An 18,917-nucleotide genomic window follows, 5' to 3' on the forward strand; every position below is an offset into this window, starting at 1 on the left:
TATCCGTTAATTTTAAAACAGACCGCTCGCTAGTTTGCTTCGCCAATGGCAGCCTGCTGCTTCCGGAGATTTTCAAGAGCGGCATCAATTTTCGCCAGTTCCGGTTCTAATTGTTTCATTACCATGGATTTCGGCAATTTCGCCTTCTTTGCCGCCGCAGTCGTTTCCTCGACCAAACGTTCTCGATATTGCTCGAATTCTTGGATGACTTCGGTTAATTCCTCGGCAGTTGCCGGTTCTGTTGCCGCCGGAGAGGTTTCAGCCATATTGATTACTTTTTTAACGCAGGTTTTTTGTTAATAACCTGCTAATTATAAAACGAATCGCGATGATTCTGCGTTGACTCGCAACGACCCGGTTATGAGCGTCGCAACCCAAGACCGTTCGAGATTTCAATCCGGTTGAATCACTAGAATTTAGAGTGGGCAGCGTCAGGGGCAGGGGAAGTTGGGGAAGCATCAATCCCGTGGAGATCGCGACGTCTGTGCTTGTCCCCCTTTGGCTTCACACTGTTGCCTTTACCCCTTTGCCTTCACCCGAGCACCCACGGCCATTGATTTCACTGGGGAAGATGCGATCGCCACCGATCGCCGTGTGAGCGATCGCACCTGATACTTGAGAAATCTAGATTCTTTTTGGCTACCGCAAGACCCTCGCATTTCCAGGGTTTTGTCCTCATCTTCAACAATCTCGGCTTCGTAAACCCGTGGCTGCATTCCCGGTTGGTAACAGTGCAGCCGCACCCGTATCAGATCGTCATCCTCGCGCAGGATTTCAGATTCAACCCGAGCGTTAAACCAATCCCAACCCTGTTCGAGGAGGAGTTGTCTCTCGAGAACTTGCACCTTCCGAGGTAAGATGCCCCAACCCCGATACACTTTCTCGAAACAGCGGATATCTCCAGCTTGCTGCACGATCGCCGAGATTGAATCTCCATCTAATCCACCGTAGTACCGACCATCGGGAAAACCGATTGCCGTGGGTGCAAACCGATGTCCCCCAATGTGACTCGCTTGCCAAAATCGCACGTTCTCCCATCCCAACTCCGATTTGAGTTTGAGAGCTTGTCTGTAAAAGGGATTGCCGTATCTCGCGCAGCATTTATCGTGGCTGCCGTGGGTACAAATGAGAAAGTCTCTCACCCGTTCGTCGATGGGGGTACTGGCGACGGTGACGAAATTCGGGTTGGCGAGATACCGCTCGACAATTGGGGCGACTTCGGCAATATCCATCACCCGAAACTCTCGCCGAGTATAGCCTTTGGAGGGGAAGGGCATTTTTTGAAACGTCAGTACTCTCGTGAAGCCTTGGGTTTCCGTTTCTAATGTCGAGACGAGCAGGAATCGAACCGATCGCTTGCTTCGCCGAACCTCTTCGACTAACGCTTTTAAATTCGGCGGTAAGAACTTAGACTCAAACGCCTTGGCTGCCCAGGGTTGACGACACTCGATCGCAATATAGGTATCGTGAGAAGGAGCACTACCGATGATATCTTCACCGGATTCGCGAGATAGATGAGCACAAAAGAAGTGATTCATAAGTCAAGGTGTCGAAATCGCGTTCCTGCCATCAAAACACGGCAGGAAACAAGCGTTCTCGCACAGTCATCTCAAAGGGTTTGCTATGTTTTAAGGTTAGCTTAATTTTCAGCTTACTGCAATTAATTTTCAATATTAGTTGTGGGGTCATGCCCACACCCACAGCGGCTCCTGCTAACCGTAAAAATACTTAAAACTGTACACCAATCTCGATCGACTTCCATCAAAACATCGTATATTTACTTGGTTTATACCAAAGATTTATACTCAGATTGCTGTGAAGTCATCAAGTCTATTCCTCTGGGAACCCTGAAGCCAAAAATATTTGATAATTGCTCTTAATAAGTCGGAGTCGATCGCAAAAAGGGAGAGTTAGGCAAGGCTTCACGTCACGAACTCGAAGCATTGCCTAACTCACGATCGCTCAATTGGCCGTTGTATATCGATCTCAGGATCGGGGTTTGAAAAGCAGATTAAATTGTAACCGAGAACAGCTAAAATGAAGCTGGTGACCTCCGTACTTATACGGTTAAGTGTTGCGTTCGAGGCATATATTCGAGATCGTGAATTTGTAGATTGCGAACATCATTTGCCAGCATCCACAAACAAAATGCCCTCTTTCACCAAACGAGTGAGAACCGGCATAGCATCGAGTTCCCAATCAAAACCCGGTAACCAACTCATGACTTCCACTCCGGTAAAATGCGATCGTTCGAAGACATTTTGGACAAATGTTTTCGGTACCCCTTTGAGAGACACTTCTTTCGAGCCAACAGTAATCTGATATGCGCGATCGCCCAACTCTTCGATTTGCACTTGCCGATCGAGTAATCGTTTAAAGCCCGTTTCCATACCGCTATCGAAGATACTACATCCGGCTTGAAACGGCAAGTTATAATGGGTTTTCGGTTCTTTGGTTACCGATAAATGTTTTTGATACTCCCTGCCGATATTGCGCTGCATTAACTGGTTGGCAAATTGATGGGCTAACTTATTGACTCGCTCTTCAACCGTTTCTGTCGAAGCAGCGGTGAGTAGCGGGAGATTCTGCCGCCAGGTTTCATCTTCTTTTAATGCTTCAATTAACCATTCCAAAACCGAAATTCCCGTTTGACCGTGAACCCCAAGGGTTAAGTGTAGCGAGGGTCGATCGAGGGCAAGGGCATAATGCCAGTGTCCTCGGGGAATATACAAAACATCTCCCGGCTCAAGGATAACGTTCAACTCCGGAGGTTCGTCGGGGGGTGACAGTTTTGCAGATTTTTGATGTTTCAGGGGATATTTTAAAGTATCCTTAAACACATTCCATTCTTTCGTGCCGTCGATTTGTACAATAAAGACATCGTGGGTATCGTAATGACAATTAAATCCTTGCTTTCCCGGCCACGAACAATAGGTATTGACCTGTAGGGGATAACCGATTTCTTGACGAAGGTGGGTAATAAACTCAGCCAGTTCGGGAACTTTACGATCGACGCGATCGATAATTAAGGTCGCCCCTTCTTGACACCGTTCTAAGAATCGATCGCATTCACTCTTATCTAAGACTTTCCCTTCCACGGCCAATCGCATGGATAAATCCAGTTCGTGAAAGTTGAGGAGATAATTAAGTTTTTCCCAAGAAAATAGCCGTTCGAAACGATGGCGATGGGAACTGGAAATATAAAGACTTTTTTGCGCCCAAATCTTATCTAGAAATTCTTCGGGACGATAAGTCCCGAGTAATTGGGTTAGTGCCGACATCACCCACTCCTTTCTCAATCGAGTCTGTTGAAATTTCAGCCTGGGTTGTTTGTTTAAATCGGATTGCCGATCGCTGAATGCTGACAAAAGTAAGAGGGGCAAGATCCTCAATTTTGGATTGCCCCTCACGTGAAATCGAATTTCAAGCGGTACTTTATCGAATATCTACCGAGGGAAAACTCCGCGGGTTGAGGGGAATTAGAAACTAAGACCTCTCAAGTTCTTAGAGTACGACCTCCCGCATAGATACCAAATGCCCTCAAAAAATCGAGCGTCACACACTTCGCCATTGATTTCTTGAGGTTTGTTTGCCAATCTTTAGTCAGCGCCGCCATCATCGCCGTCAAAAGCCCCAGATTCTTGATGTTGTAGGGGAGTTGGGGAGGAAGGCGCGGGTGCGAGGTCTTTGACTTCAATTTCGATTTGAGAAGAACGTCGATCTTGATTAGACATGATGCACTCCTAAATGAGTTGAGTAAATTTACTGACTACATACCTTAGCATATTGAAAAGAGCTGTCAATAAAATTCGTAATATTTTTTTCCAGTTCTCGATCGAGTCCGATCGCCGATCCCAAAATTTTACGAAAGATTGCGTGAAGTCGATCGCGCTCGATTTGCTGCCAACCACTCCAACAGCGCTCGATTCACCAATTCGGGATATTCATCGTAGGCGCAATGTCCGGCATTTTCCACCATGACGAATTCGCAGTTATCCGGCAATCCCCTCAAATCGCGAATCCCCAGGAGTTTGCACAAACCCCCCAGGGGAACGATCCGATCTTCGGTTCCCCAAATCAGGAGAACCGGCAGCGTCAATGCCGGTAACATCTCTTTGACACTTTTTGCGCTGTAGTCTGACCGATCGCTGCGCGATCGTGCTAGGCGACAAAACACTTCAAGGGCATCGCGATCTTTTGGGGGCGTAGAATACAGGGTGACTAATTCATCATCCACCAACTCCGGACGCAAGTAGATTTGGCGCAAAACCGATCGCAGAAATTGGGGACGGCGTACGAACCGAAAGAAGGGGGCAAGCAGCAGAGGAGACGCAAAGAAGCGTTCTAGAGAACGGGCAAACGCTGGGGCTTGGTTGGCTTGGACATCGGGAAGAGTCAGCAGTGCCAGATGGGATGCCATTTCCGGGCGATCGCTGACGGCTCTCAATGCCACTAATGCGCCCAACGAGTGAGCGACGATTGCGGCCCGCTGCTGGATGAAACTCCCCCAGAAGTCTTTGACTAAATCTGCCCAGAGTCCGACATTGTAGCGTTCCGGAGCTTTTTGAGATGCACCGAAGCCGAGAAAATCTAGAGCGTAGACGGTGTGGTGTTCGCTCAAAGCTTGCAGGTTCGATCGCCATTGCCCCAGGGACGCACCGAACCCGTGGAGTAACAGAATCGGTGGTGTCTTAGTTTGAGGGTTGCGCGATCGAACAAAAGTATACCGGATTTGCCAGCCCCGCCACGCCCAATCGCGCTGGGAACCGAGATGGGGGGGGAATTGGGTTGTCACCATGGTTGGCTGTGATTTACTGTGATTTGCTACCAAATACGATCGTCTTTCAATAGCAGCGTCAAGGCCTCCAACATCAACAGACTCAAAACTACGAGCTTTTCGATGATTTCCGATTCATCAAATTCTCTAATTTTTTATCCCATTGCTGCTGGTTTTTCTTCGCATCTTGGACAAACGGCGACCAGGCAATTAACTTGAGAAACGTGTGGTTAATTGCCGCCAACGGCAAAGGCAAAGGACGGACGAAATCGAGAAACAGAACCACGCGCACGCCGTCCGTCTCGTTCCAGGCTTCGTGATAAAACGAGTCGTCAAAAACGAGGCTTTTTCCTTCTTCCCAATGGCGAATATCTTTATCGACGCGAATGCGACATTTTTCCTTGGGTTCGGGCACTCTTAAGCCTAAATGATACCGAAGAACGCCTTTATAGGGTCCGCGATGTTCGGGAATATGTTTGTCGGGTAACAGGATGGAGAAAAATGCCGTTTTCATCCCCGGAATTCCTTCGATAAGGCGGGTTGTTTCCGGGCATCGATCGCAATTTGGAGCGGCTTTCACGCCATAGGCATAAAAAAAGTAAGTTTTCCAGCGATCGTCTTTACTAATGTTGTATTGATCGGTGGAAATATCCTGAAAATTGGGCAACTCATCGGTGTGTTGCAAAACGTTATCGAGTTCGCCGCGAATCGTTTGCCAGTTCGCTTCGATATCGGCAATCCAGCTAAACTGTTGCGGATCGAAAAATGTCGCATCTCCCACTAAAGAATGACGGGCGATCGACTTCTCGAACCATCGCAGCAGTTTTTCTCCGCGATCCATCACCCATTCCCGTTGTTGGGTTTTGAAGTTGGTATAGACCCGATCGATTTGTTTCGACAGCACCGTGCAGTAACCTCCTTAGGGGAAACCAGCCCATTGCTCGTTTCCAGTACATCTCAAAACATTCACTATCATACCGAACTCGATCGCCGTGCCAGACTCCATCCCCTCACACCAACCGAATACCGGGCGAATTCGCGTTCTCAGCGCGCCGCTCTCGATGTTCGGGATAGTTCGGACACTTTGATTTGCTAGATCTCGGGAGAAAGAAACGAGTAACGCTGTGACTTTCATCGTCTAGGGATGTGCGGGAAAATAACGTACCCATCGTAGGGGTCAAGGGCCCTTGACCCCTACCGGTGAATCTAGAACGAGCGGGTACTTTATTTCTTTGCAAGTCCCCTACATCATCTCAATGAATACAGTCATACACGAAAGCGATGCGATCGAACCTTAGAATTGCTATTGTCGATCGCGCGAGTTCGATCTACAGTTGAAGTATATGTTTCTATTCATTTCATGAATGGAAATAATCATTGGTTTTACGAGCGGCTCGTAGGAGCTGCTTTTTTGTATCTAAAATTTTCGATGGAGATTTCTATCCATTGCTGTAGCTACTTATCTTGAATGGAACGCCAGTTCCAGTCTGCGGATATTTCGTGCGATCGAGCAGCAATATCGTCAGCATTCAGCTATTAGCCGTCAGCACTCAGCTGAAAACAAGCTCGAAAAGCTGACGAGCGAGCTTCAGACTGACCCGCCAAAGACTCGAAATTCCTGACTTGGGCTCGAGAACACAGATTCAACGAATGCGAGGGCGCATTTTATTCAAAGACTGATAGCTAAGGGCTGAATGCTTACGCAGTCTCAATTCACGCGGTGTGCAACTTTAGGCGATCGAAAGGATAGTGAGCGAGTCGAAAAATCTCCCTTTTCCCCTTCCCCCTTTCCCCCGTGTTGTCAGGTTTTGGCTCGTACAAGTTGCACATGGCGTAATTCGGGTTATGGATAGAAACTCATCCCTTGACGCCGGACGCAACCATCGCATCGGTAGAAGTCGCGAAGAGGATAGGGTTGTGTCATGCTCATTTCCGTCACGACCGGAATTGCTCGATTGTCAAAAACCTATACCCCAAACCCCAAACCCCACACTGCCACAGTTTCGATTTCCCACCGCTCAAGGTATGATATCGTCGTTGCTATTGCCCTTGGTTTGTTTGCCTCCCAATGACTGAATATTCAACCCTTGTCGAGCTTCTACGCTATCGCGCGCAACACCAACCGCACCAACTGGCTTATACTTTCTTAGCTGATGGCGAGCGGGAATCGGGGCAAATCACCTATGGGGAATTAGATCGGCAAGCGCGAGCGATCGCTGCTCGGCTTCAGTCGATGGGTGCAACGGACTCCCAAGTCTTGGTGGTTTATCCCTACACGGCCGGCTTGGAATTTGTGGCGGCGTTTTTTGGCTGTGCGTACGCTCGAGCGATCGCCGTAACGGATAATCCTCCCCGTCACGATCGCTCCGTATCGAAGCTAGAGGCGCGGGCAACTTCTTCGGGTTCCACCGTCGTCCTCACCACTCAAGCCCTGCGGGACAACATCCACAAGCAATTGCGAAAACAGCCAGACCAGGCTCCCACGTTACAGAGCTTACCCTGGCTGGCGACAGACACGATGTCCTTCGAGGAGGCCGCAGACTGGCGCGAACTCGAGACGAATCCCGATACCCTGGCATTTTTGCAATACACCTCCGGTTCGACAGGCACGCCCAAAGGGGTGATGGTTTCCCACGGCAACGTCCTCCACAATAGTGCGGTTATTTATCAGTGTTTCGAGCATACCCCCGAGAGTCGGGGACTGATTTGGTTGCCCCTGTATCACGACATGGGGTTGATCGGTGGGGTGGTGCAACCGCTCTATGCCGGTTTTCCCATTGCCTTGATGTCACCGGTGGCTTTGATTCAGAAACCGTTTTGCTGGCTTCAGGGGATTTCTCGCTATCGAGTCAGCACTAGTGGCGGTCCGAATTTTGCTTACGATTTGCTCTGCCGTCAAGCCACTCCCGAACGAATCGCCCAGTTGGATTTGAGCTGCTGGGAAGTGGCTTTCTCAGGGGCGGAACCCGTTCGTCAGGAGACCCTCGATCGCTTTGCCGAAACCTTTGCCCCCTGCGGCTTCCGTCGGGAGGCATTTTACCCGTGTTACGGCATGGCCGAAACGACGCTCTTTATTACCGGGGCGACGAAAGCCCAAGCCCCCAAGGTACAATATGTCGATGGCAAAGCGCTGGAGAACGATCTCGTCGTTTCTATCGCCCCCGATGACGATGGCGTCCGCGCTGTGGTGAGTTGTGGGCGCGGTTGGCTCGGCGATCGCGTCGAAATTGTCAATCCGGATTCTTTGACGCGATGCGATGGCGATCGAGTCGGGGAAGTTTGGGTATCCGGCGCCGGGGTGGGCAAGGGGTATTGGCACAAGCCAGAGGAAACCGCGCGCACCTTCGAGGCGTATTTGGCGGATACGGGGGAGGGACCGTTTTTGCGAACGGGGGATTTGGGGTTCGTTCGCGATGGCGAACTCTACATTACCGGTCGGATTAAAGATTTGATGATTCTGTGGGGACGCAATCACTATCCCCAGCATCTGGAACTGACGGTAGAGCGTTCTCACCCGGCGTTGCGGCCAAATGCGGGGGCGGCATTTTCCATTGAGGTGGAGGGTGAAGAAAGACTGGTAATTGCCTACGAAGTCGATCGCCGTTTTCTGCGGAAGTTGGATGCCGAGGAAGTGTTTGGGGCGATTCGCGAGGCGATTGCCAAACATCACATTGCTGAAGTGTACGCGATCGTTTTACTCAAAACCGGCAGCGTTCCCAAAACCACCAGTGGGAAAATTCAACGTCGCGGCTGTCGGGCGAAGTTTCTCGATGGTACTCTGTCGGAAATCGCCCGCTGGCAGCATCCTGCTGAGTCGAGTGCGGTTTTGGAAATGCTCGGCAATACCCAAACGTAACGGAATGTCATCCGTTTTTTGCTAAATTCGGGTGGGGATTTGATAATGAATGAGGGTCGGAAAATTTAATAATGGCACGTTTGTCTAAAGTTGTGAAAATACTATTTTCAAAGGATGGAAACTTTCTCAAGTTTTTAGAAAAAATTGAAGTTCTTATTGCGAAATTTCTCTCCATATTGATGATAGCCGTGATTTTCTTTGCGGTTTCCGATCTCTGTATTTTTTTAGTGACGATTCTTGCCCCTAAAGTTCTCACCCAACATGCTGTTTTTTCTAAAGGGACTTTATTTGAGGCATTTGGTTTATTTTTAAATGTTCTCATTGCACTGGAAATTCTAGAAAATATTACAGTTTATTTGAAACAGCAGGTCGTACAATACGAGTTAGTGATTGTGACGTCTCTAATTGCTGTCGCGAGAAAAATTATTATTTTCGACCTGGAGAAAAAGCAAGCGATCGATTTAATTGCTTTGGCGATCGCTGTATTTACTCTTTCGGTTAGCTATTTAATCGTGCGAGTTAATAAGAAAAGGAACGAGTAAAACTGACAATTTTTGTAAACATTCGTAAGCGTTGGGATATCAGTCGTCAGAAATTGGCTGAAAACTCTGATGCCGCTTACAATTTTAATATCTTCCAAATTCAACCTAAAATTTTGGCTTTCCCCAAGAGTCGTACATCTGATAGCTGATAGCTGAATGCTCACCAACTGTCACCTTTTCCAAACTAAATTTCCGGAAATTTGGGCTTTTCCTAATCATCGATCGCGGATTGCCGTTTTGCTTTGCAATCTATAGTCATTCCGAATAAGAATGGGACACCAGGATTCACGGAAACCTCGATTATTCGGGTCGATCCGACTCTGAAACTGTACCACTTTTATTCAGAATGACTATATCTCGGGACTACGCCAACGTAGCTGCCCTGTCTGAGTCAAGAGTATCGCTGATATCTGAATACTTATTGAATGCTGACATTGATGGAAACCCGTAAAATATAAAAAAGGGAAAGATTCACGATCGATTTAGATGGCTCGAATCAATCTGCATTAACTCTGGCAATTTCTAACGACGCGAATCTCGCTCTCTAAAAGGAGTAACGTCTCACAGAGAGCACTGAAAACTAAAATCTATACCGAGTAATGAAACTGAATTTTTGTTCTCAATTTTATGCTTGTTCTTTAGGTCTAATTTTACTCCTTTCGTCTTGCCCGAGTAATCGAGCGCTGACGTTTATTCCCAATACGGTCGCAAAATCCGATATCGCCATGTCCGATGGGGAAATCTCGGCGAGCGATCGCATTTTAGAAGACCTAAAAACGGCCGATATTATCTACTTGGGAGAAACCCACGATCGCTCCGAAGATCGTCAAGGACAGCTCGATATACTCGATGCCCTGTACCGAAACAATCCTCAAATGGCGATCGGTTTGGAAATGTTTCAACGTCCGTTTCAAGGGGTTATTGATGACTACCTGGCTGGAAACATCTCCGAGGAAGAGCTTCGAGAACGCAGCGAGTACGATCGGCGTTGGGGCTTTCCCTGGGAATCCTACGCACCCCTGCTACGATTTGCGAAAGCCCGTCAATTGCCAGTGCTAGCCCTCAATACCCCTGTAGAAATTACCCGTAAAGTAGCCCGTGAAGGCTTGGAGAGCCTCGATGCGAGCGATTTCGAGTACATTCCCCCCGTTGCCGACATCGATACCACCGATGAGGGATATCGGCAGATGGTACGGGAAGTGTTCGAGGCTCACAGCCATGGCGGACATGGTAATAGCGATAGCTTCGAGCGCTTTTTTGCCGCCCAGGTATTATGGGATGAAACCATGGCTGAGAAAATCGCCCAGTTTTACCAAGCCAACCCCGACACGCAAATCGTCACCATCGCCGGACGCGGGCATATCGTCTACGGCTACGGGATTCCCAGCCGCGTCGCCAGACGGTTGGCTGCCTTCGATATCGTCGGTCGATCGGTTTTATTCGGCGCGCCGGAACCGGACGTGACATCCGAGGGACAGACCTCGGAAACTGATGCGATCGCCGATTATTTTTGGCCGTAGTGAAGTCGATTTTCTCCCCCTTGACCCTACCTCCACCAGTCACCTCTATTTTCCTTTGGGTACTCATATGGCACTCTTAACTCCTGAAGAAGTCCTCTCTCGCATTCAAAACGGCCAGTCGTTGCAGGGTGCGGAACTGAGCCGAATTGACTTGCAAGGGGCGCATCTCGACGGCGCTCAATCGATCGAAGCGTACTTGCGTGGGGCTAATTTATCGGGCGCATCCTGCCGCCAAACCGATTTCAGTCGCGCGACTCTGATGTTTGCCCAGTTATGTGAGGCGAGTTTGGTGGGCGCGAACCTCTCAGAGGCCGAACTCAACAGTGCCAACCTGGAAAATGCAGATTTGCGCGAAGCCAATGCCAGTGGTGCGACGCTCTACGGCGTTAACCTCAGTCGCGTGCAAGGGACTTGCGCAAGATTCGATCGGGCAGATTTCCGGGAAGCTCGTGCCGAAGCCGCTAATTTTAGCAACGCAAATTTGGAACGAGCGAACTTCAGCCAAACTCACTTTTCCCAAAGTAACTTCAGTGGAGCGAATCTACATCAGGCCAGTTTTGCCGAGGCACATCTCGATGGCAGTTTGTGGTTGCACGCCAATTTGGAGGGTGCGATTTTTGCGCGGGCCATTCTAGAGAATGTGGACTTTTCCAAAGCCGATGCGATCGCGGCGGATTTCCGAAACGTCCGGATTGTGGGAGCAATCGCCACCGAAGCCGAATTTCTCGAAGCGAACCTCTCTCAATCTCGCATCGAGAATGCCGATTTGACCGGAGCCTCTCTATTTGCTGCCAATTTAGAGGGAGCTACTTTATCCGCGATCGATCTGACGAAAGCCAATCTACAGGATGCCAATTTAGAACAGACCACTTGGGAGAGCGCGAACTTTTCCAGCAGCAATGTCGCTGGTGCCGTCTTCACCGGAGCGATTGGCTTAACGGACGCTCAAAAGCAGTGGTTACGGGAGAATGGCGCGGTGAACGTGCCGCGATAGTTATCGCAATAACCTGGAGTATTAGGTGTGACATACTCCCGACGCTGACCTATCGGTACAGCGCGGGCGGAGCGCCTAGCGGAGGGTTCTTACCAACACCACCCAATGGTTCGGTTACTCGGTAAGCTTTATTGACGGGATGCCCCACCGCCAGATGACGCTTTTCTCTTCCCCACACCTCACACCCTACCCCTAAAATCGACATCGATCGCCCCGAGAAAGCAACACCACTTCTCCCGCCTCGTTCGTTACCCAACCATCCGCCTCCACCAACTCATCCGAAAATGCTCCCCCATCCTCCATCCATTGCAGAGGTGGTTCGATATCCTCTAAAATTTCGCGATCGTCGATGGGTTCGTAAGGTGTTGGCGGCAATCCCCCCCGTCCCGGCAGAACCAGGCGACTGCGACCTTCTCCAATGCAGTTCGTGGCAATACTTTCGGGAACGGTCATGACCACTTCGGGAATCGCCCCCGGATCGACTTCTAAATCGGTGTCGATTTCCAGATTTCCAGCCGCAGAAATGATGCTATCCGGGGACTGAAACAGTGCCACCCCGACATCATCCAGAGGAGCGATTTCGATATTGCTACCTCCCTCGGGATCGGCGGCATCGGTACGAATTTTGCTTGCTTCTAAAAGGACGATGGTTTCCGCTTCGATCGCGATATTGCCTTCCGAAGTGGCGACGCTGGCACTACCATCAGCGGCGATTTCGCTACCGTCGCGCAACCAAATATCGGGCGTTCGGACTTCAATATTGCCCCCGGTTCCCGTCTCGGAACTCGCCGCCAAAAAGCCACCATCGAGAAGAACGTCTCCAGAATCTCCGTCTGGGATGCCCGAAATTTGCAAGTTCCCCGCTGCCCCCGTTCCCAAACCGCGAACGCTCACTTCACCCAAATTTGTCACCACCAACTCATCACCGATTTCGATCTGGATATTCCCCGAATCTCCAGCACTCTGAGAGGCGGCTGCCACGCGGGCATTATCCCCCACCCGCAAGCGATCGGCCCGGATACGCAACGTGCCCCCCCGTCCCGTTGCCGGAACTCCCGAAAGGGGTTTGACGCGGGCAAGGATACCGCTGGGAAGATTTCCCGCCTCAACGGTGGTGCGTCCGATAACGCTCACATTTGGTGCCACCACCGTCACATCCCCCGCATCTCCACTGCCAAACGTCGAGGAAACGATTTCACCCCCATTGGTAATCTGGAGGCGCTCTGTGGTGACGATCGCGCTGCCCCCGGTTCCGGCTCCAGCCGTCACCGCCGAGAGGGCACTAGACCGCGGAGTTCCCGTGGAGTCCAAACCCGTGCCATCGATTTCAATACTTTCCGTTGCATCTATGCGTAAAGTTCCCCCATTCCCCTGAAGGGTTTGCCCGGAAGTGTTGAGTTCAAGTTGCTGTGCGGATAAAGAGGAAACCGCAACTCGCGCCCCCCCAGTCACGCGCAACTGCCCCGTGGCGATCGAAATATTGCCCCCGTTCCCCGTTGCCCCCGATTCCACCCGACTTTGCAAAGCACTGGGAACCCCGGTATTATCCCGTCCCAGCAGTTCCACCGACTCTGGAGCCGTGACTCTCAAAGTGCCCCCTGCCCCAGAACTGAAAGTATTCACCTGGACCTGAGACCCTAAACTCAAGCGTACCGACTCCGATGCCGTTAGGGAAACGTCACCCCCCGGCTGCGTCCCCAAGGTATTCGCCTGAATTTGGGATTTCCCGGCGAGACTGATGTTGCGCCCTCGCACCTGGATGCTGCCCCCCCCGTCCCCACTGGTATCGATTTGCGCCTCTTCCGACAGGGTAATATTGCCAAAGTTGGTAACATCATCGTAATTCAACGGAAAACCATCCGCCGCCGCACCCAGGCTGACGATCGCATTCTCCACGCTACCGATTTCGATCCGTCCCCCTTCAACCGTCAGGGTACTTCGAGCAAGCGCCACCTCTCCCCCGACAAACCCCAATGTATTGCCCGCCGGAATCGATAAATCTAGAGAACGCACCCGCACTACCCCCGGATTTCCGCCGTATTGCAAGCCCATGGGAACGTTCACTGAAAGTAAGGGCGTGCCCGATGGATTCGTGGCGCTGTAGAAACTGCCATCGGCGAACACCATTCCCTGTGCCGTACTGGCAAAAAACGCACCACCAACGTCGAGGCGGGCGTTCTCCCCGAAGACGATGCCACTGGGGTTGACCAGAAATAAATTCACCCCTCCGTTTGCCCGAATCAGTCCGTCGATATTGGAGAGTTGCCCGCCGGTGACGCGGGTAATAATATTTTCGATCGCCCCGGAATGATTAAAAAATGCTTCAGACCCTACATTTAAAGAAAACTCGCGAAAGCTATGAAACAAGTTGGTTCCGGCTGCCGTTCCACCGTCGATCGTGAGGGTGTTGCCGTTGGGGGTCACGATCGAATTTTGAGGTAGGGTGCCATCGGGAATGATTTGCGCCGTTGAGGGTTCGCAAATTAGAGCGCTATACACCACACATAGGCACAGAATCGAAGGTGGCGGGCCATATTGTCGCCGGGAAATTGGGTCGCTCATAAACTTGATGGGGGTCGCACGGTCGTGGGAATACTGTCATGTTATAGCAGTCGCCATGAGGCAGGAGAGGCTGAGAGAGTCAAGGGGGAGTGAATGGACAATGGACGTGCGATTGATTTCTGGGTAAAAATGCTTGTCGCATATAGCACTACGCGAATTAGTTAGGACATTTCTAAATTCTGAAACTCCCTGAGAGTCTACTGTTCCCCGTTCCCCGTTCCCTGTTCCCTAGCGCTACGCGCTATATAGCCCAGACAGGGTTCAAAGCAAAATGCTTAAACACCCTGAACTCTTGCATTGATGAGGGTGAAAGTCCCTCCCATCAGGAGAGAGTTTTGAGCCGGGATACCATTAAAAAACCGACACAGCAAGTGTGTGTCGGTTTGTGAAATTTTAAACTCAACTGAGTGCCGAGCGCCCCAGTTCGAAGCGCTCTAAGCCAAAGTGGGTTTAGAAGAAGGTGATACCACCGGTCTGGTTGGGAGCACCAAAGACCAGGTCTCCCGCACCGAAGGTGGACGTGGTGGGATCGACAACCGCAACCAACACGGCTTGCGATCCACCCGCACCGAGGTAAACACCACCAGTGCTGGAGTCGAAGAGAACATCGCCTTGGTCGACAGCACCTCCGAGATCGGTTCCAATGCCAAATCCATCGGCATCAACAACACCGGTACCCTGTTTGGTGGTGACCACACCCGAAGGTGACACTAAGCCGCTGGCAAACGAGGTAAACCCGTTCCCCGTTCCGCCGAGAACGAAGCCGCCAAATGCTGCATCCTCAAAGATGGCGAGGGTATCTTGACCAGATACGAAGTCAGTGATGGTGTCGACGGCATAGGCTCCAGTTGGAAATGCCTTATCTGCTGCATTCGTACCCGCACGTGGCAAGAAACCGTCGAGGATGGGATTGTTGACATCGGTACCCAAGCTGACGTTCGCATCGTTAGAGGTCAAGGAATTTAAGGTAAAGAAGTGAGTACCCGTCTCGTCTACACCGCCAACGATGAAGATGTCATTTCCAGCACCACCGGTGAGGGTATCTCCATCGAACAGACCGATATTGCCTACAGCCGCATCGTTGATGGCATTGGCATATTCCGTCGAACCCGTTGTCGGGAAATTCCCAGGAGCAGCAAAGGGATTTGCACCGGAACCACCGTAGATGACATCGTCTCCAGCGCCACCTTCGAGGGAATCGCCACCGTATTCGAGACCCCGCAGGAAGTCATTACCTTCACCACCGCTCAGGGTCACCGAACCGCTATCGGTTCCCATGGCCATTCCAGACAGCAGAACATCTTCTCCAGCACCACCAGCGAGCACACCGCCAGCAGAGCCGACCATGCCGACCATAATCGTATCGTTGTCCGCACCGCCGGATAGGCTGGTCGCATTGCTCGCGCCGAGGGTATCGACATTAATCATGTCTTCACCGGCACCACCATCAACCTCTGCACCGTCGATGACACCAAGGGTGAGGGTATCTGCACCGGCACCACCACTGACGCTACCGCCTTCGAGGTTCATCAGGCTAATGCTGTCGTTTCCAGAACCCGCAAAGACGGCACCGCCCATATTCGAGGTTCCAGTGAAGTTGAGGATGTCGTCGCCCGCACCGGCATCGATGTTACCGCCAGTTCCCAACATGCCAACTTGGATGGTGTCGTTGCCATCTTTGGTTTCCGTGTTGGAGGAGGCAGTGGTAATAGAGACTAAATCTTTGCTGTCACCTGTGATGGCACCACCGGTACCGATGAAGGCAACCTGAGAATCGTCGCCGCTGAAGGTGAATTGTCCAGATGCTCCGTTGAGAACCGTGTCACCCGCTTGGAGGACGATTTCTACAGCATCAGCACCGGGCAAACCGAAGTAGACGTTGTTGCCATCGGTATCTTCAACAACGGTATCTCCCGCGCCGAAGATGTAGGTATCGTCACCGGCCGCACCATCTAGGACGTTGCCACCGTTGGACATCAAGTAGTCGTTGCCTTCACCACCGGCTAAGGTGTTACCGACACCAGACCCGACCATCAAGAAGTCGTCGCTGGCGTCGCTGCCGCTGGCTCCCATCAGCATGTTGTTGTCGCCGCTGATGAGGTTGAGGGTGTCGCTCCAGCTACCGGCACCACCGATGAGAGTGCTGCTGCTGGCGGCCACATCCAAGTAATCTTGACCCTTGTCCCCAGAGACGTACAGACCCGTCGCTCCCCCAGTGGCAGAGATCGCATCATCTCCTTGACCGCCAAACAGACTCACGTTGGCATCGCTACCCGCACCGCCATAGGAGAGGGTGTCATCGCCTAGGTTTCCGAACAGTTGATGACCGGCTCCATCTGCAACATAGAGATAGTCGTTGTTGCTGCCGTCGGAGGTGCCGAATTCGATGTCACCGCCAAAAATGCCACTATCTCCACCATTAAGGTGAACGATGCTGTCTTGACCGAGGTTACCGGCAATGTAGAGATTATCGAGGTTGGTCGCACCGCTTCCAGAGAGGAGGTAATCCGAGCCTTGACCCCCTTGGAGGCTGTCTGCATCGCCACCAGCATAGAGGCTATCCTCACCTTGGTTACCGAAGAGCTGGCTTTCACCATTGGGACCGCCGACAATATAGTCGTTACCGCCGCCACCGAGAATCGAGTCTTCGCCGTCTAATCCGACAATAGTATCGTTGCCGGGAACGGTATCGGAGCCATCGGCTCTAATGCTAAAATCGTCGCGCAGGTCGCCGAAAATCAGGTTTTGCTCTTCGGTTGCGAGGATGTAGTCAGCTCCGGCACCGCCAAATAAGGTATATTGACTTTCCTCACCATAAATTGTGTCGTCGCCCAGATCTCCGAACAGCCAAGCTTGACCGCTGGTGTTGATCAGGTAATCGTTGTCTTGACCGCCACGAGCCGTGTCGCCGATCCCTTCGGATTCTAAGTAATCTTCTCCGGAGTTCCCGAAGAGTTCGCTACCGGGTTCGATCGGATTCAGGGCACTAGTAAGGGTATCATCTCCCTCTAAACCGAAAATTTGGCCGACTCCGGTGCCTGTAAAATTATCGTTGCCGTCAGTTCCAATAAATAATACGGTCATTCACTCGCTCCTCTTCTTTGGTTGCTAGTCTTTACATCTCCGTACATCCGAGCCGCGACGTTCTCGGGATCGATCCGGTACGATCTGCCACTTTTCGACCTTTGGTTTTCGAGCGATCGAAACACCTTGGTATGGCTCGCAGCTCTGAGTGCGGTTAGCTCTCAACTTTAGTGTACGCACGACCGCAGCCAGTTTAGCCTACTAGTGCGGTAGCTGTCTAGATAGTCTATCGGACAAATTGAGTCCGATGAAGGTTCCTCATTTTTGTTTGTTCGACCTATTACTAATCTAAACGCAATTTCGTACTGAACGCTGCTGTTTCTCGACTCCACGGAAACCCGATCTCTCTCGATCGAAAGTTATCTTTCTTGGTTGGAGAGGATTCGGGTCTAGAATAGAAGTCGCACCGAAGGTCGTGTATGTTCCCACTATTTTTCGCGTTTGGGGAGAATCAAACTCGATGACGAGTTCAAATGAGCCGCGAAGCTTGACGGTCAGGGCATTAAGCTGCATCAACGAATAAAACCCCTCACCCATAAAATTGACGGGTTGGTGAGGGGTTTTTGGGTGAAGGGAAAGCGAACAAATGTCACGGGGCGATCGCACCCATTAGCCTCCGGCAGCAAAAGCACCCATAATGAGAGCCGACAGAAGTAAACCTGGAGACAGAAGTAAGACCAACATCAATAGATCGTGAGTAGTCATAGAGTGTGAGTATGGGGTAAGAACTTAAGGTGGTTACAGTGGAGGGTTAGCTCGTTCGATCGAGTTAGGAGCTCGAAGCATCCGAATTTCACGAATGGTGCTAATCTTGTTTGGGCGTAGAACTCGTAAAGCTCAAACCGTTGCCAACCTGCTAGGGTTCAGGCGTTATCCGAGCCATAGTCCCTATCAATTATTAATATAAGATATTGTAATTTTCAGACCCCTGTATTTTAGCGATTTTTTAAGTTTCACCTGGAGGCGCATGAGAGTCAGATGACAATTAGTCAATTGTTTGAAGGAGCCAATCTCTTTGTCGTGCCATTTTGGATATTGGCGATCGCCGTGCCGAATTGGGGGGTGACACGGCGGATTATGGGTTCGACGCTCCCTTTCTTTCTGCTTGTGGGTTTGTACGTTTATTTATTCTCGCAAAGTTTGGATGCGGAGTCAGCTGAGGCACTCTCCAACCCCAAACTGGCCGATATTGCCCGCTTCTTTGCCGACGAAACCGCAGCGGCCACCGGATGGGTGCATTTCCTGGTGATGGATTTGTTTGTCGGACGCTGGATTTATTGGGAAGGACAGAATACTGGAGTTTGGACGCGACACTCTCTGGCCTTGTGTCTGTTTGCAGGACCGCTGGGGTTGCTCTCTCACCTGGTGACGGCTTGGGTGACGCGAACCTGGTTTTCGCCGGATGAAGTGGTCGATACGGCTACTGAAGCTTCATCCGTTTAAAGATCGCCGCGTCTGTACGGACCCCATTTCCCATCATCTGTGTAACAAGATCCGTACGCACGATCGTCAATACGCCACGTGCAACTTAATGCTCCAAAACCTGACAAAGCGGGGGAGCAAGCACCCCACAACCCACACC

The 18,917-nt window shown here is 51.0% G+C and carries 13 protein-coding genes; 5 read left to right on the top strand and 8 right to left on the bottom strand.

Features of this window, described 5'->3' with window-relative positions; genetic code table 11:
- Positions 1 to 29 precede the first annotated feature (29 nt).
- The 6 genes from AC2215_RS14300 to AC2215_RS14325 form a co-directional block, all read right to left on the bottom strand.
- Positions 30 to 266, bottom strand: coding sequence for a hypothetical protein (locus tag AC2215_RS14300; protein WP_486810686.1), 237 nt, complete (start codon positions 264 to 266; stop codon positions 30 to 32).
- A 252-nt stretch (positions 267 to 518) separates the two neighbouring features.
- Positions 519 to 1,538, bottom strand: coding sequence for a ferredoxin family protein (locus AC2215_RS14305; RefSeq protein ID WP_486810687.1), 1,020 nt, complete (start codon positions 1,536 to 1,538; stop codon positions 519 to 521).
- 585 nt (positions 1,539 to 2,123) lie between these two features.
- The gene (locus AC2215_RS14310; RefSeq protein WP_486810688.1) at positions 2,124 to 3,281 is read right to left on the bottom strand and encodes a cupin domain-containing protein; all 1,158 of its coding nucleotides are present in this window, start codon (positions 3,279 to 3,281) and stop codon (positions 2,124 to 2,126) included.
- Positions 3,282 to 3,599: 318 nt separating this feature from the next.
- The gene (locus AC2215_RS14315; RefSeq protein ID WP_486810689.1) at positions 3,600 to 3,734 is read right to left on the bottom strand and encodes a hypothetical protein; all 135 of its coding nucleotides are present in this window, start codon (positions 3,732 to 3,734) and stop codon (positions 3,600 to 3,602) included.
- A 128-nt stretch (positions 3,735 to 3,862) separates the two neighbouring features.
- Entirely contained in the window at positions 3,863 to 4,798 is a 936-nt protein-coding gene (locus tag AC2215_RS14320) for an alpha/beta fold hydrolase (RefSeq protein WP_486810690.1), read from the bottom strand.
- Positions 4,799 to 4,886: 88 nt separating this feature from the next.
- Positions 4,887 to 5,681 (bottom strand): aspartyl/asparaginyl beta-hydroxylase domain-containing protein, encoded by a 795-nt coding sequence (locus tag AC2215_RS14325; RefSeq protein WP_486810691.1) that lies wholly within the window; start codon positions 5,679 to 5,681, stop codon positions 4,887 to 4,889.
- 1,164 nt (positions 5,682 to 6,845) lie between these two features.
- Between AC2215_RS14325 and AC2215_RS14330 the strand changes: the two genes are divergently transcribed.
- The 4 genes from AC2215_RS14330 (at position 6,846) to AC2215_RS14345 (ending at position 11,689) form a co-directional block, all read left to right on the top strand.
- Positions 6,846 to 8,633 (top strand): fatty acyl-AMP ligase, encoded by a 1,788-nt coding sequence (locus AC2215_RS14330; RefSeq protein WP_486810692.1) that lies wholly within the window; start codon positions 6,846 to 6,848, stop codon positions 8,631 to 8,633.
- Positions 8,634 to 8,704: 71 nt separating this feature from the next.
- Positions 8,705 to 9,175, top strand: coding sequence for a phosphate-starvation-inducible PsiE family protein (locus AC2215_RS14335; protein WP_486810693.1), 471 nt, complete (start codon positions 8,705 to 8,707; stop codon positions 9,173 to 9,175).
- Between the two features lie 599 nt (positions 9,176 to 9,774).
- Positions 9,775 to 10,695, top strand: a complete 921-nt coding sequence (locus AC2215_RS14340; RefSeq protein ID WP_486810694.1) for a ChaN family lipoprotein — start codon at positions 9,775 to 9,777, stop codon at positions 10,693 to 10,695.
- Positions 10,696 to 10,762: 67 nt separating this feature from the next.
- On the top strand, positions 10,763 to 11,689 hold the full coding sequence (locus AC2215_RS14345; RefSeq protein ID WP_486810695.1) for a pentapeptide repeat-containing protein: 927 nt from the start codon (positions 10,763 to 10,765) through the stop codon (positions 11,687 to 11,689).
- A 192-nt stretch (positions 11,690 to 11,881) separates the two neighbouring features.
- Here AC2215_RS14345 and AC2215_RS14350 read toward each other — a convergent pair whose 3' ends face one another.
- A complete protein-coding gene (locus AC2215_RS14350) occupies positions 11,882 to 14,251 on the bottom strand; it encodes a two-partner secretion domain-containing protein (protein WP_486810696.1) in 2,370 nt (789 codons plus the stop codon).
- A 450-nt stretch (positions 14,252 to 14,701) separates the two neighbouring features.
- Entirely contained in the window at positions 14,702 to 17,335 is a 2,634-nt protein-coding gene (locus AC2215_RS14355; RefSeq protein WP_486810697.1) for a beta strand repeat-containing protein, read from the bottom strand.
- Positions 17,336 to 18,313: 978 nt separating this feature from the next.
- Here AC2215_RS14355 and AC2215_RS14360 point away from each other — a divergent pair.
- On the top strand, positions 18,314 to 18,778 hold the full coding sequence (locus tag AC2215_RS14360; RefSeq protein ID WP_486810698.1) for an ABA4-like family protein: 465 nt from the start codon (positions 18,314 to 18,316) through the stop codon (positions 18,776 to 18,778).
- Positions 18,779 to 18,917: the final 139 nt, after the last annotated feature.

The organism is Zarconia sp. (assembly GCF_057467645.1).

Coding starts and splice junctions, on each gene's coding strand:
- AC2215_RS14300 (WP_486810686.1), bottom strand. CDS start 266: ATGGCTGAAACCTCTCCGGCGGCAACAGAACCGGCAACTGCCGAGGAA.
- AC2215_RS14305 (WP_486810687.1), bottom strand. CDS start 1,538: ATGAATCACTTCTTTTGTGCTCATCTATCTCGCGAATCCGGTGAAGAT.
- AC2215_RS14310 (WP_486810688.1), bottom strand. CDS start 3,281: ATGTCGGCACTAACCCAATTACTCGGGACTTATCGTCCCGAAGAATTT.
- AC2215_RS14315 (WP_486810689.1), bottom strand. CDS start 3,734: ATGTCTAATCAAGATCGACGTTCTTCTCAAATCGAAATTGAAGTCAAA.
- AC2215_RS14320 (WP_486810690.1), bottom strand. CDS start 4,798: ATGGTGACAACCCAATTCCCCCCCCATCTCGGTTCCCAGCGCGATTGG.
- AC2215_RS14330 (WP_486810692.1), top strand. CDS start 6,846: ATGACTGAATATTCAACCCTTGTCGAGCTTCTACGCTATCGCGCGCAA.
- AC2215_RS14335 (WP_486810693.1), top strand. CDS start 8,705: ATGGCACGTTTGTCTAAAGTTGTGAAAATACTATTTTCAAAGGATGGA.
- AC2215_RS14340 (WP_486810694.1), top strand. CDS start 9,775: ATGAAACTGAATTTTTGTTCTCAATTTTATGCTTGTTCTTTAGGTCTA.
- AC2215_RS14345 (WP_486810695.1), top strand. CDS start 10,763: ATGGCACTCTTAACTCCTGAAGAAGTCCTCTCTCGCATTCAAAACGGC.
- AC2215_RS14350 (WP_486810696.1), bottom strand. CDS start 14,251: ATGAGCGACCCAATTTCCCGGCGACAATATGGCCCGCCACCTTCGATT.
- AC2215_RS14355 (WP_486810697.1), bottom strand. CDS start 17,335: ATGACCGTATTATTTATTGGAACTGACGGCAACGATAATTTTACAGGC.
- AC2215_RS14360 (WP_486810698.1), top strand. CDS start 18,314: ATGACAATTAGTCAATTGTTTGAAGGAGCCAATCTCTTTGTCGTGCCA.